Here is a 15321-nt window from a genome sequence, read left to right as displayed (position 1 = left end):
TAATCAATTGGGTCTATTCTTGCTAACCTTTTGCAAGCGTGCTGCTAAGGCTGCTTAGCCCTATATTGCTTGCTATACTGATTTATAGCACCTTTTAGCAAAACTGATACTTAATTAGTGGCTGTTAATCTAATTGGGTCATGGTGCTGGTAGATTTTTTAATCTTTGCTCTTGGTCATACCAATTTAACTTATAGTTTTACTCGGGGTTTTTATGAAAAATGCATCTGGCGATCAACAGCAAATTGCTGCGACGCCAACCACCTTCCAAAATGCTGAAGCATTTGGTTTAGCTAAAGTTGCTAAAAGCCCTTGGCAATCATTTATGTTATCGATATTTGCCGGTGCATTTATTGCGATTGCATTTGTGTTTTACATTACAGTGACTAACGGCAGTACTATGGGCTGGGGCATGACACGCTTTATTGGCGGTATTGCGTTTAGCTTAGGATTAATTTTAGTTGTGGTGTGCGGCACAGAGTTATTTACTAGTACAGTGTTAACCTCGATCCCTTGGGCGCAGAAAAAAGTCAAAACAGCGACCCAATTACGTTGTTGGGCCAGAGTTTATGCGGGCAATTTAGTCGGCGCACTATTGATGGTGTTTCTGATCATGAGTGCGCGCATGTTTGAACTCAATGATGGTCAATGGGGGTTAAGTGCAATGAAGCTTGCACAGCACAAAATTCATCACACTTGGTCACAAGCATTTACCTTAGGTATTTTATGTAACATGTTAGTGTGCTTAGCTGTGTGGATGACCTTTGCCACCAAAGATCTCCTGACGAAATCCTTACTGATGATCCTGCCTGTAGCCATGTTTGTGAGCAGCGGTTTTGAGCATAGTATTGCCAACATGTTTATGGTGCCAATTGGTATTGCTATCCATTCATTTGCACCGGATAGTTTTTATGTAGCACTTAACCTAGACCCGCAACAATTTGCCGATCTTACTGTGAGTAACTTCGTGTTTCATAACCTGATCCCTGTAACCTTAGGTAATATAGTGGGTGGTGGGGTGTTTGTTGGCATCGGCTTTTGGTTAGTTGAACAAGGTAAATTAACCCTTGGCACTGACGGCGCAAGTCACGGCACTATTACAAGCCGTGTTGAGCCTAAAAACGATTAAGCCCCTTAGAGTATGAAGTCTGCATAGAACTACTGTCAGTCTTAATTTGAATGCCCAGCCTTTGCTGGGCATTTTTGTAGCTAGCCTTTTTTACCAAAGCAATTTCAAACTCAGCAGCATTTGATATCAAGCAATAATATCATCAGGCTTTTATTGTTGACTGGTTTTTATTCGATTAAACTTTTTCAATAACAAACGAATATGCGTTAAGGCTACTTTTTAGGCGCTAATATATTGTTAACCTGCCATTTTTAGATATTTTAACTAAAAGTCTGCAATATTTAAGACTATTTAAATGCTAGTATTTTATAAATAAAACCTACCTGATAATAACAATAACAGTGGTAATGAAATGTTAGAGCAACAAATAGCCAGTAATCCCCCCCAAACAACCAAAGTAATGCCTGATACCTTAGTGATCATATTCTTTGTTGCCTTTGCTGCAGCACTGTTGACCTATGTGGTGCCCATTGGCTCCTTTACTACCCAAGAGGCACATTATGTTGTCGATGGTGTGGAAAAGACACGCAGTGTTGTCGACCCTAATTCGTTTAGCTATGCAACAGATGAACAAGGTGAGCCACTACTTAGCCCAATGGGGCTATTTAAAGGTGATGGTGGCATGGGCTTTTTTAACTTCGCCTTTGAAGGCTTAGTTTCTGGTTCTAAGTGGGGCAGTGCCATTGGCGTGATTATGTTCATGTTAGTGATCGGCGGCTCATTTGGAGTGGTGATGGCCACTGGCACCATTGATAACGGTATTTTACGCTTAATCGATAAAACCAAGGGCAACGAGCAGTTATTTATTCCGGTTATCTTTAGTTTATTTTCTTTAGGCGGGGCGGTTTTTGGTATGGGCGAAGAGGCAATCGCCTTTGCAATTATCATTTGCCCGTTAATGATCCGCCTTGGTTACGACGGCATATGTACCGTGATGGTGACTTACGTTGCGACACAAATTGGTTTTGCCAGTTCGTGGATGAACCCATTTAGTGTGGCGATTGCTCAAGGCATTTCAGGGGTGCCGGTATTATCTGGGGCAGGGGTACGCTTTGGGCTTTGGGTTGGCTTTACCTTAATTGGGATTATTTTTACCATGCGCTACGCCAGTAAAATTCAAAAGCAACCCAGCTTGTCGTTTAGTTTTCATAGTGATCAGCATTTTAGAGATAACCAGCAAGGAACAGTAAAAGACAGTCGCTTTAATATGGGTGACATATTGGTATTACTAACCATTGCAGCAACCATAGGCTGGGTTATCTGGGGCGTGATTGCTCATGCGTGGTTTATTCCTGAAATTGCCAGCCAGTTTTTTACCATGGGCATTGTAGTCGGTATTATTGGCATATTGTTCAACCTAAACGGCTTAACCATGAATAAAGTAGCTCAAAGCTTTAAGCAAGGTGCAGGCACCATGCTCGAGCCTGCACTATTAGTGGGTTTAGCTTCTGGCATTTTATTATTAATTGGCAGTGGCGGGGCAACAGAACCGAGCGTGCTAAACAGTATTTTGCACAGTGCAGGTAGCGTGATTGGCCAGCTACCGAATGCCTTATCTGCTTGGTTTATGTTGTTATTCCAGTCGGTATTTAATTTCTTCGTCACCTCAGGCTCAGGCCAAGCGGCGTTAACCATGCCCTTGATGGCGCCACTGGCAGATCTTGTGGGTGTGACTCGTCAAGTATCAGTACTGGCGTTTCAGTTAGGCGACGGCTTTACCAATGTGTTAGTGCCTACTTCAGCGTCGCTGATGGCGACTTTAGGCGTATGCCGAGTGGATTGGGGTGATTGGGTTAAGTTTATTTGGCGCTTTATGGTAGCGCTAATGGTGCTTTCGAGCATTGCAGTGATTACGGCCCATTATTTAGGCTTCAGTTAAACAAGGCGCGATATTATTTATTATAAATGGCATTTATTAAAAACGGCATCAATGAATTGATGCCGTTTTTTTATTGTGATAACGACTAAATAAGTCATTAACTTAAAAATGAGCTTAACAAGGCTTTTTCTTACAGCGTAACAAAGTATGACCTATGCCAATGTTATCTATATCTTCATCCACATAAAGGCCTGCTTCACTGATCATTTTTAGCATATCTTTACTGTGATACATGCGGCTATTACCATTCGCTATTGCAGTAAAATATAGTGAGGTGGCGTTAACACAGTAGGCACCCGCTTCGTATGGTTGTCTGTCCCAGTAAGTCTCTAAGATACACAACTCACTATCAGAGCGCATAGCAGCAGCGGCGCGTTTTAAAATAGTGACAATTTGCTGTTTTGAGAAACAATCCAAGAATTGGCTCATCCAATATAAATCAGCATGTTGATAGAAAGGTTTATCACTATCAAGCAAATCGGTTTCAAGTGGATGCACTTGATCGGCAACCTTATTTATCTTGGCATTTTCCATCGCTACAGTTAACTGCCCCGGCAAGTCCATAATGGTGATGTTGACTTGGTCATCATAGCCTGTGCAAGCAAACGCCCACTTACCTGTATTGCCGCCCACATCAACAATATGTTGTGGCTTAGATCGAAAAATTAACGGTAAAAGACTATCAAACGCATGATCGGAATAGTAATGGTCAAACTCAAACCAGCTGCGTTTAACCTGCTCAGGTAATTGGCTTAATCCCGGGTAAATGGTGTCCCAATCGCCAAGGTATTTTAAGCCTTCAGCTTTGCCATTACGAAGAGATGCTTCTAATTCAAACAAACCTTGGTAACAGACATCGTGAATAAAGTTAAGATTCTTTGCAGCCATATCATCATGTAATAAGAAATGTCCTGTTTTATCTAAGCGGTAAAGCTCATCTTTGCACCAAAGTAGACCCATACTTAGACCCATATCTAGCAAAACATGAATAGCATACTCAGATACGTCAGCATCATTTACTAACTGCGCTAAGCTAATACCTTGATCGCCTGCTGCATCAATTTGTGCCAGTAGGCCGAATTGGCTAAGGCAACGGGCCACTTGAAAGCTTACAGGTGCGAAGGCTATTTTTTGTGCTTCGAATTTAGCATCGTAGGCGGATATTTTTTTCGGTGATTGATAAAAAGACATAAAATGAAGATTGCTCTAGCAGCAGGAGAAAAAGTGCTGCGATATTAGCAAACACTATTAAATAGGAGCTTGATCTAGCTCTAGGTGTTGAGCTTGTTAACGACATGCTAGGGCGGGATAATGCATTTTTGGGACACAAGCCTTAGATGTTGCAGATAGTTGAATTGAAACTTACTTATGTGCAGGTAGTTACGTTTGTTTAAACCAATAAAAAAGCCCTGTAAATACAGAGCTTTTAAAGTGTTTAGCGATTTTTAGCAATCAGTCACTAAATATGGTTACTGTACGTTTTCGCTATCGCTAAATTCGCCAGCAAATAGTGCTGATGATAAGTAACGCTCTGCAGCTGAAGGCAAAATAACAACAATATTTTTGCCTGCATACTCTGGCAGTTCAGCAATACGATTCGCTGCAACTACAGCTGCACCTGAAGAAATACCCACTAAGATACCTTCTTCTTTCATTAAGCGGCGCGCCATATCAATTGCATCTTCATTGCTAACAGCTTGCACAAGATCAACCAAATCTAAATCTAAGTTGCCAGGGATGAAACCTGCGCCAATACCTTGAATTTTGTGCGGTCCAGGTTGCAGAGGCTCACCTGCTTTAGCTTGAGCAATAACTTGAGAATCAACTGGCTCAACCGCCACTGACACAATATCTTTATTCTGACTTTTTAAGTAACGGCTCACACCCGTAATAGTACCGCCAGTACCAACACCTGCTACGAATACATCGACTTTACCATCGGTGTCATTCCAGATTTCTGGGCCTGTGGTTTTTTCATGAATTTCTGGGTTCGCAGGGTTACTGAATTGACCGAGAATAAGGTACTTTGAAGGATCAGATAAACGAATTTCTTCTGCTTTATCAATCGCGCCTTTCATGCCCTTAGCGCCTTCAGTTAACACAAGGTTAGCACCTAATGCTTTTAATAATTTGCGGCGCTCAAGGCTCATGGTGTTTGGCATAGTAAGTGTTAGCTGGTAACCGCGCGCGGCAGCAACATAAGCTAGTGCAATACCAGTATTACCTGAGGTTGGCTCAACTAATTCGATACCAGCTTTGAGGGTACCTTTCTTTTCGGCATCCCAAATCATGTTGGCACCGATACGACACTTAACACTGAAACTTGGATTGCGTGCTTCTATTTTTGCTAGCACATTACCATTGCTTACTCGATTAAGGCGCACTAGTGGGGTATTACCTAGCGTATATGAATTGTCTTCGTAAATGTTGCTCATGGTTTAGCTCCTTGTTTGCATTGTCTAATGATAATCGGTTTAGGTGGCTTTAACAGTGACAGTTAGTTATTCGTTATTCCTTTTAGTTATTAAAGCAAACTCTACTATAATAATAAAGCATCTTCTTAATTAACAATCATTTACTTTTGCTGCAACAGTTAAGCACATTATTACTCGCTTAGATGGTCAGACCTTTAGCAAATCGTCAATTAGTGCTTAGCGAAAATGCCAGAACCCAATAGACTTGTTTTAATTGTAAAATTTTCCCTGTATTAACCAGATGGCCAAAAGTTATCAGTATGGCAATGTCGAGGTGGGAAACTTGTTACTCCCCAATACCTTAATGGCAGATATAATATGAACAAAGTGGTGATTTCAGGAAGTGGACTTTACACCCCACCCCATAGCATTAGTAATGAAGAGCTAGTAACAAGCCTTAATCGTTACGTCGACCAATATAACAGCCAGCATGCTAGCTTAATCGCGAATGGTGAATTAAACGCATTAGCCCACTCATCGGCTGAATTTATCGAAAAAGCCTCAGGAATTAAGCAGCGTTATGTGATGGTCAAAGAGGGCATTTTAGAGCCTGACATCATGATGCCTTTGATAAAAGATCGCCCAAGTACCGAATTATCTATGCAGGCTGAAATGGGTATCGCGGCGGCGAATAAAGCCTTAGAACAGGCTAAACTGCTCGCCAGTGACATTGACTTAGTGATTGTTGCCTGTGCTTATACTCAGCGCTCATACCCTGCAATTGCTATCGAAATTCAGCAAGCCATGGGCACAAAGGGCTTTGCCTACGACATGTTGGTGGCGTGTTCGTCAGCTACATTTGCCATAGTCAATGCGATCAATGCCGTGCAGTCAGGTACAGCATCTAGGGTATTGGTGATTAATCCTGAAATATGTTCGCCGCAGGTTAATTATCGCGATCGCGATAGCCACTTTATTTTTGGCGATGTCGCAACCGCAGTTGTGGTTGAAAAAGCGAACAATGCTCACACTGAGTTTGCTTTTAATGTGCTGTCGAGCAAATGCGTTACTGATTACTCTAATAATATCCGCAGTAATTTTGGCCATATGAATCGCTGTGATCCGCTCAATGCTAACAGCAGTGATAAGTTGTTTCATCAACAAGGGCGCAAGGTATTTAAAGAGTTGTTGCCAATGATTTATCAGCATTTAGACAAGCAACTCGAACAAGAGCAGATACAAGCTAATGAATTTAAACGCTTGTGGTTACATCAAGCCAATATCAATATGAATCAGTTTGTGGTGCGTAAACTGCTTGGTGACAATGTGGATGCAGCGCAGGCACCAGTGGTATTAGATGAATACGCAAACACGGCTTCAGCGGGCTCGATTATTGCTTTTAATAAATATAATCACGACTTTAAAACTGGTGATTTAGGTCTGCTTTGCTCGTTTGGAGCAGGCTACTCTGTTGGCAGTATTATTTTAGAGAAGACTTAATTTTAACTGTGTACTTTCAACTAAATCAAAAAGACTGCCAAGGCAGTCTTTTTGATCATCAATGGGTAAAATCTTAAACAACTAACAACTAACAACTAACAACTAACAACTAACGACTAACGACTAATAACTACAGTAACCAGGCATAACTTACTTTCATAAAGTAGGTTTTATCTTTTTGGGTTAATGAATCGATTTCATCGGTAGCAACCAAGCCGTCGGAATAACCCAGATAAAATACACTTTGTGGATTTAGCTTATAGCCATATAAAATTTCATTGCCTAAATTCTGACTTTGCTTATTCGGCGATTGGTATTGATATAAACTTGGATCGCGCTCAATATCGGTATAGACACTGCTTAAACGTAAAAAACTATTTAAGCTGATTTGCCAATTGAGACGTAAATCAGTCAGGTTAGCGGTAAACAAAGTACCTTCATCAACATCAAGGGTTTGGTAGCGATGATTCACATCTAAGATGATTGACTCAGTTAGCTTCCACTCCACCGCTGGGTTAAACATAGTCACAGTAGCCGCACGGTCGTTGGCGTAATCAATATCATCACCGTAGTTCATATCAATTTCTAATTTCAGTGACTGTATCGGGGTAAAGTTGGCGTACAACCAATTGAAATTAATATCGTACATGGTGGTATTGCCATCAATGGCCAGTGATGAGCCATCATGGCGTCTACCTACGCGGTCTTTGTGAACAAAACCGGTTGAGATGTAACTTTGTAAGCCGCCGTTAAACTCAATATACACCTCAGCTTCTTGTTCAATTTTTTCATTATTTTGATTGTGGGTAATGTCCCAATCGCCGCCAAATACCACTTTGTTGAAAAAGTTTTCCATTGGGTACCAAACATAATTACCGCCGACGACAAACTTACTGGCATCAATTCGGTCAATAAAACCTAAGTCAGCTCTAAAGTCTTCACCAATGGATTCATAACGGCTAAAGGCGCGCCAGTTACGACGAATATGGTCGTAGCTTACCCGGTACATACTGTCGGAAAAGTTATCTTGCTTGTTAGTGCGTAGCACGCGTTCATTGTATTCACAATTACCCAACTCACAGCTTTGTGGCGGTGCGCTGCAATCCTCGCCTTGGCAAAACTGTTGAAACAAATCATCAGGATATTGCGTGTCTGAAAATACATATTGCCCGGTAAAAGTATCTTGCTCAGTGGGCTGATACTTGATATCAACACTGGCAACATAGTTATGGTAATTCTCTGAGGTTTTAGCGGTAACCAGACCACCAAAAGATAGCTTCTTGTTGGGATCAAAGCGGTACCTTGCTGCAAGGTTATAGCTTTCTTCGTTAATGGTGGCGATATCTGAGCTTAAGTTACCCGGGATTAAAAACTGGGTATTTTCGTCATTAGCCGCCAACACAGCTAAAGTGTGATCATCAGTTTTACTGGTAAGCTTTACCCCATAGTCAGGTGAGGCAATATTACGAGTGTGTAATAGGCTTAATTGGGTATCGAAATAATCTTTATTATCTAAAAAGAAAGCACGTTTTTCAGGGTAAAATAACGCAAAAGTATTGTTAACATCTAGCTGACCAGAATCGGCTTCTACTTGGGAAAAGTCAGGATTAATGGTGGCATTTAATAACGTTGTAGGGGTGATGCCCCAACGTAAATCGAGCCCTGCTTCAACATGATTATCATCTTCCCAAGGCTGGTTAGGATTAAGATTACGTTGATTATTACTGGTTGCCACCACTGATGGCGTAATTTGAATATCTTTACCTTGCTTAGCGCCTTCAAGGCCTGTTGCGGTGCCGAGTTGGCATAATTGACATGACACATTACGATCAATTTTATGGCTTGATATACGATGGGTTTCATTTCTTGGGTAAAAGCGAATTAATTCAATGCCCCAAGTTTGCAGGTCTTTATTGTCATCAAAGTTAAATAGTCTTAATGGTAGCTCTAGTTCAACTTGATAACCTTGGGCTGTGATCTGACCACTAGCATACCAAATACCGTCCCAGGCATCACTTTCTTCACCTGTTAACTCATTTTCAATAGAGTCATTTTGAACCCCATAAGGGTTGATAAAAAACTGATAGGCAAGGCGGGCATTATTAAAGGTGTCGAGCTTAATACCCACTTGATCATCACCCCATGAGCTATCGCGGTCACGTAAATTACTGCGGATCTGTTCAGGGTTTGGGTCATTAGCCAAAAAGGCAACAAACAAACTGGTTTCTGTGGCAAATATTTTCGCTTCAGTGCTAACGGGGGCGGCAATGTTTTCACCCGGTGAGGTTTCATATTTAAGCTGCATAGTGGCAGCTTGTTGCCACTGTGGCTCATTCAACTCGCCATCGATTTCTACAGCCTCGGATAAGGTTGGAATGGCGATATTAAATTGACTTGCATCACCAGCGATAACAGAAGCAGGGAGCAGAAAAGTGCTAAAAAACACGCTTAAAATAGCTGCGCTTCTAATGGTGGAATTTGATAGAAACAAAGGTGTTGTCAGGTATTTTTTCACAATACTTCTCATGATGAATCTGTAACTTATTGTTAGTTTGCGAGATTGTCGCAGAAAGTCATACTAAAGTCGTTAATTTTATGTGATTAAAATGTTTTTAATTGTTACTTGCGTTTGAGGGCTTGGAATTAACAATTGATAAATATTTACTTGTTAAAAACTAGGATGACGCATGCTCGATAGGCCGCTTCCTAACGTTAGCCTCATATGCATACTTAAAGGCAACAGCAAATAATCAAAGTATTAGTCACAAACCTCAGTAAGAGACAGATATGCAATAAAAAGCCTCAACAAAATGTCGAGGCCTCTTGATATCAATACCGCAGAATCAACAACGGTATTCTAATTGCGAAACTATTCAGGTGCTATTTCTGGATGCTTATAAGCATCACGGTATTTATCAACCCACATGGCGGTGGCGCCGCAAATAGCTACTGGCATGACGATAAAGTTCACTATCGGGATCATTGAAAACAGCGTTACTGTGGCGCCAAAGGTGTAGCTGGTGCCTTTAGTTTGATTGAGGGCAAACTTCATATCCTCAAACGGCACTTTATGGTTATCGAATGGGAAGTCGCAATACTGAATTGCCATCATCCATGCACTGAATAAAAACCATAAAACGGGCGCGGCGGTTTGGCCAACAACAGGCACGATAAATAACACTAGAAACAGTAATGCTCTAGGCAGGTAGTATTTTAATTTAGTCCACTCTCGGCCCATTATTCGCGGCAAATCTTTAATTAAATCTACCGTTGTGCCAGAGTTAAGTGACTTACCGGTTAAGTGCATCTCAACTTTTTCAGCCAGCAGGCCATTAAAGGGCGCAGCTATCCAGTTCATCACTGAGCTAAAGATAAAAGACATCACCACTAATAAGCTCACAACCGCCAGTGGCCACAGGAAAAAATTTAACCATGTGAGGTATTCGGGGATTTGGCCGTTCATCCAAGCAAACATTTCATCTAATTTACCAATGGCAAAATAAATGACCGTTGAGAATAAAACTAAGTTAACCATTAATGGAATGAAGACAAAGGTTCGTAGCCCCGGTTGTTTTATGAGCTTAAACCCATCCATAAAATAATTAACACCACTTTTCATTGGTTTAATTGGCATCGATTACATCCTTGAAAAAACTAGTTATGATGATTGTGGTGATGCATTGAGCGGAAAACAAGCCTTAAAGTGTGTTTAAGTCATAAAAATCGTTACAAAATGCAGCGCGATTGGTAAAGTTGTACTTTATCCGTCTTACGCAGACGAGATGATTATTCATCGACGCTTCTTAATCAATCTCACTGGAACAACTTCACAAGCACAATGCGATTAAAACAAATAAAACTTGCTGGCTTTAAGTCGTTCGTTGACTCCACCAAAATTCCCTTCAACCAACCTTTAACGGCCATTATAGGCCCCAATGGATGTGGTAAATCCAATGTCATTGATGCCGTGCGCTGGGTGCTAGGCGAAAGCTCTGCTAAGCATTTGCGTGGCGACTCGATGATGGATGTGATTTTTAATGGCTCTAGCGCCAGAAAACCCGTGTCAGTTGCCAGCATTGAGTTGAGCTTTGAAAATCTCGATGGTCGATTAGCAGGCCAATATGCCAGTTATCAAGAAATATCGGTAAAAAGACAAGTCAGTCGCGATGGTGACTCAAATTACTTTTTGAATGGTCAAAAGTGTCGCCGTAAAGATATTACCGATTTATTTATGGGCACAGGTTTGGGCCCACGAAGTTATGCCATTATCGAGCAGGGGACGATTTCGCGTCTTATTGAATCTAAACCCCAAGAACTGCGGGTTTTTATTGAAGAAGCAGCAGGCATTTCCCGTTATAAAGAACGCCGCCGTGAAACTGAAAACCGTATTCGTCATACCCGTGAAAACTTGGAGCGATTGGGCGATATTCGCTTAGAGCTCGGTAGCCAAATCGACAAGCTTGAACAACAAGCGCAGGCCGCCAAGCAATATCGTGAGTTTAAGCAACAAGAACGTGACTTACATGCGCAATTGTTGGTGATGCGCTATCAAGAGCTTAAAAACCAAAGCGACAATATTGCCCAAGAGATTTTACAACTTGAAGTTAATTTAGCTGCTGCCAATGCAGATGGTGAAACCACTGAATTAACCCTTACTCAGCTTAAAACCCAAATTGCAGAATTAACCGCTGCTGAGCAACAGCTGGTGGCCGAGTATTATCAAGCAGGCACAGAAATCGCTAAGCTTGAACAACAGCTTAAACATCAACAGCTACAAGATAATCAGCTGGAAAAACAATTAGCAGATCTCATTTCGCAGCAGCAAGTTGCTAGTAATGCGTTGCAAACCTTGATGCTGCAAGAGCAACAATTAACGGCGCAGTTAGCTGAGGGCAAACCTGAACTTGTTGCAGCAGAACAAGCGCTGGGCGTTATTGATGCTCAGCTGCAAGATGTTGAGCAAAAAGCGGCAGACTTACAGCAGCATTTATCGGTGTTATCTGATGGCGCGGCGAATGCCAAAATGGCAGCGGCACTAACCCAGAGCAAATTGCAGCATCAACAACAAATGCTGTCGCAGCAACAAAAGCAGTTAATCGAACTTAGTGCTGAGCAGCAGCGAAATACTGAGTCTGACTCACAAGCTGAATTAACCGCACTTGACCTCAAGTTAACCGCCCTTAAAGAGCAACTTGAATTAGAAGATGAAATCAAACATCAACTCACTGATGAACTTGAAGATAAGCAACAACAGCTAGCTCAGGCAAGTGAAGATTATCAGCAGCAAAAACAGCAGTTATCGTCACTAAGCGCCAGAAGTGAGCTGATTGAGCAATGGCTAACCAGCAATGACGATGATCAGCAAGCTTTATGGCAAACCATTGAGGTAACGCCAGGCTGGGAAAAGGCTGTTGATGTATTACTGCAAGGCATTTTAGCCACCAAAGTGATTGATGCTGGTGGTGCAATTGGCCCATCAGTGAGTGGTTTTATTGCCACAGGTGAGGTGAGCGCGCTGAATCACCAAATTAGCGCTGCGGTTAATTTATCCCCTTGGCTTCACCATGTAAGCTGGTGTGCCAGTGTTGATGAGGCAAAAGCGCAGCTTAAGCAGTTAAGCTCAGATGGCATTTTTGCCACTCAAGATGGTTATTTAGTGGGTCATGGCTTTGTCTTTAAAAAAGCCGACTCTAAGCAATCACAGCTGGCACTTAAAAATGAGTACCAGCAATTACAAATACAAATTAGCCAATTAAATGAGCAATTGTTGAAGTTGCAGCAGCAAGTGAGCTTACAAACTCAGCAAGTTGGCGATGCTCACGCGCAATTGAGTCAATCTCAACTTAAACATCACCAGTTGCAATTAGATTGCAGTAAGCTTGATGCTCAGAGCCACAGTTTGGTGCTGCAGCAACAAGACAGATTACGCCGACAAAAAAGCCTTGATGAACAAGTGGCTCAGCTGCAAGGACAAATTGGCGCAGGTCAACAAGCGATAGAGCGATTAACTGCCGAGCTTGAGTTATCCCAGCAAACGCATCAACAGCAGTTGGCAACCCAGCAGCAAGTAAATCAAGATTGGCAAACTGCCAGTCAGCAGCTACGAGATTATAAAGCTAACCGCAGTCAGCAAGAGCGTGATAGCAATAGTTGCCGGCAAAAAATGCAACAATTGCACACTCAAGTAGCAGTATTACAAGCCAATATTAGCCAGCAAACCCAGCAGAGCGAGTCCACCACAGCGCAAATCAAGCAGCTGCGGGAATCTTCGCAGCAAACTAATGCCAGTTTAGGTGAGCAGCAATTACAACAGCTGCAAACACAATTAAACGCGCAACTCGACATTCAGCAAGCTAAACAACAATTACTGAATTCAAATCGTACACAGCAGGCAGAGTTACAAACTCGGCTCGATAGTGCGGTATTGATTCAAAAACAACAGCTTGGTGCACTGCAAAACTTGACTCAGTCTCTCAGCGGGTTAAAGTTACGTCGTGAAGGATTAAAAGGTCAGGCCGATGGCCAATTTCAGTTACTTGAAGAACAACAGATAAAGATTCAAGATGTGATAGCGCATATTCCTGAAACAGCTAAAGTCATTGTATGGCAGCGAAACCTTGATAAAGTAAGAGCTCAAATCAGTCATTTAGGGGCCATTAACCTCGCGGCAATCGAAGAGTTTGAGCAGCAAAGTGAACGTAAGGCTTATTTAGATAATCAAGATAATGATTTAAATAAAGGCTTAGCCACACTTGAAGAGGCCATTCGTAAAATCGATAAGGAAACTCGCACTCGATTTAAAACCACTTATGATGCGGTCAATGCGGACTTATCAAAGTTATTCCCTAAGGTTTTTGGCGGTGGTAAAGCCTATTTAGCCTTAACGGATGATGATTTACTTGAAACGGGTGTGACCATTATGGCGCAACCACCCGGCAAGAAGAATAGTACTATTCACCTTCTTAGTGGTGGAGAAAAAGCCTTAACCGCTTTATCATTAGTATTTGCCATATTTAGACTAAATCCAGCACCATTTTGTATGCTTGATGAAGTTGATGCACCCTTAGATGATGCCAACGTTGAGCGTTTTTGCCGCTTATTAAAAGAGATGTCACAGAGTGTGCAGTTTGTTTATATTAGCCATAATAAAATCACCATGGAAATGGCTGATCAATTAATAGGTGTCACTATGCATGAACCGGGCGTTTCACGTATAGTCGCAGTCGATATCGAAGAAGCGGTGGCACTTGCCGACGCTGAATAAATAGAATAAATAGGATTACAGGGTCACCAATGGAAGATTTTCAACTGGTTTTGTCAATACTAGGCGCAATAGCGATTATCGCAGTATTGGTACATGGGTTTTGGTCTATTCGTAAACAACAACCTAAAACGTTAAAAGACAACCCAATGACGGGGTTTTATAAAGGCCAAGCAGAGCAGCGTGACTCACAGGGGTTTGACGCTGATGGTATTGGTGAAGTGAGACGGGTTAAAGCTGACGAGGTCTCAGTTGAGCCTGTTATGAGACAGTCGAAGGTTAGCCCACATTTAAAGCCTAATGTAAGCAGCAGTCAACTTGATAGTGCAGAGCTAGAAATTACTGCAGCGGGTTCAAAAAAGGGCATTGGCCTACAAAACCAATCAGCAGTGAATGTGCAAGCGCCAAGTTACCATCCGGGTAGAAAAGATCCCGTAATGACTACCGCTGCCAAAGAACCAGAGCATATACCAACCCAGCAAGCGCTGTTTGGTGAAGAGTTTAATGATGACTCTAATGAACCTTTTATTGACGACCCTATTGAAAAAGCCTCAGTAACCAAAGCTGAATCTAATGTGAGCTCTGCAAGTGTTCATTCGCCAGAACATCAAACCTTAGCACAAGAGCCGCTCACTCCTGTTGTCGAAACTGCGCCAAAGGCTGAGCCAGTAGAAGAGCCACTTGGCGAGCCGCAAGATGTATTAGTACTGCATGTGGTTGCCCGTGACGGTGAACAATTACAAGGCGCCGAGCTATTACCTTGTTTGTTATCGCTTAACTTTAAATTCGGCGATATGGATATTTTCCATCGTCATCAAGATAATGCCGGTAATGGAAAAGTGCTATTCTCCATGGCTAACATGTTAAAGCCTGGGGTATTTGACCCTGACAATATGGAACAGTTTGCCACTCAAGGTGTGGTGTTATTTATGACATTGCCTTGCCATGGCGATGCGTTAAGAAATTTCTCAATTATGCTTAATTCAGCCCAGCAACTGGCTGATGACTTAGGCGCTGAAGTGTTAGACGACAAGCGTAACGCCTGGACTGATACTAATAAACAAGCATACTTAAGCCGAATTCGAGCCGTTTCTTAAATTTTATTATATTTTACAATGAGGCCGCACTTGCGGCCTTGT

General features: G+C 42.0%; 9 protein-coding genes. 5 read left to right on the top strand and 4 right to left on the bottom strand.

The features are described from left to right. Positions 1-213 precede the first annotated feature (213 nt). Positions 214-1128 (top strand): formate transporter FocA, encoded by a 915-nt coding sequence (gene focA / locus AB4160_RS17220; protein ID WP_102439872.1) that lies wholly within the window; start codon positions 214-216, stop codon positions 1126-1128. A 352-nt stretch (positions 1129-1480) separates the two neighbouring features. Further along, complete coding sequence (gene yfcC, locus AB4160_RS17215) at positions 1481-3007, top strand: putative basic amino acid antiporter YfcC (protein WP_102439871.1); 1527 nt, start codon at positions 1481-1483, stop codon at positions 3005-3007. Between the two features lie 114 nt (positions 3008-3121). On the opposite strand, the gene AB4160_RS17210 is transcribed toward yfcC, so the two are convergent. Continuing rightward, positions 3122-4198 (bottom strand): methyltransferase, encoded by a 1077-nt coding sequence (locus AB4160_RS17210; RefSeq protein WP_372005637.1) that lies wholly within the window; start codon positions 4196-4198, stop codon positions 3122-3124. A 278-nt stretch (positions 4199-4476) separates the two neighbouring features. Beyond that, a complete protein-coding gene (gene cysK, locus AB4160_RS17205; protein WP_102439869.1) occupies positions 4477-5442 on the bottom strand; it encodes a cysteine synthase A in 966 nt (321 codons plus the stop codon). Positions 5443-5799: 357 nt separating this feature from the next. On the opposite strand from cysK, the gene AB4160_RS17200 reads away from it, so the two are divergent. Then, entirely contained in the window at positions 5800-6921 is a 1122-nt protein-coding gene (locus AB4160_RS17200) for a beta-ketoacyl-ACP synthase III (RefSeq protein ID WP_372005634.1), read from the top strand. A 130-nt stretch (positions 6922-7051) separates the two neighbouring features. Here AB4160_RS17200 and AB4160_RS17195 read toward each other — a convergent pair whose 3' ends face one another. Continuing rightward, entirely contained in the window at positions 7052-9367 is a 2316-nt protein-coding gene (locus tag AB4160_RS17195; RefSeq protein ID WP_372005667.1) for a DUF5916 domain-containing protein, read from the bottom strand. A gap of 423 nt (positions 9368-9790) precedes the next feature. Beyond that, positions 9791-10555 (bottom strand): sulfate transporter CysZ, encoded by a 765-nt coding sequence (cysZ, locus tag AB4160_RS17190; RefSeq protein ID WP_076540003.1) that lies wholly within the window; start codon positions 10553-10555, stop codon positions 9791-9793. A 204-nt stretch (positions 10556-10759) separates the two neighbouring features. Between cysZ and AB4160_RS17185 the strand changes: the two genes are divergently transcribed. Then, positions 10760-14185 carry a chromosome segregation protein SMC gene (locus tag AB4160_RS17185; protein WP_102440421.1) on the top strand — a complete coding sequence of 1142 codons (3426 nt, stop codon included), beginning with the start codon at positions 10760-10762 and terminating at the stop codon, positions 14183-14185. 29 nt (positions 14186-14214) lie between these two features. Beyond that, positions 14215-15279, top strand: coding sequence for a cell division protein ZipA (gene zipA, locus AB4160_RS17180; RefSeq protein ID WP_102440420.1), 1065 nt, complete (start codon positions 14215-14217; stop codon positions 15277-15279). Positions 15280-15321 lie beyond the last annotated feature (42 nt).

This window comes from Shewanella sp. 10N.286.51.B8 (assembly GCF_041469325.1).
Classification (GTDB): Bacteria; Pseudomonadota; Gammaproteobacteria; order Enterobacterales; family Shewanellaceae; genus Shewanella.
This window is presented reverse-complemented; position numbering and strand designations above follow the sequence as displayed.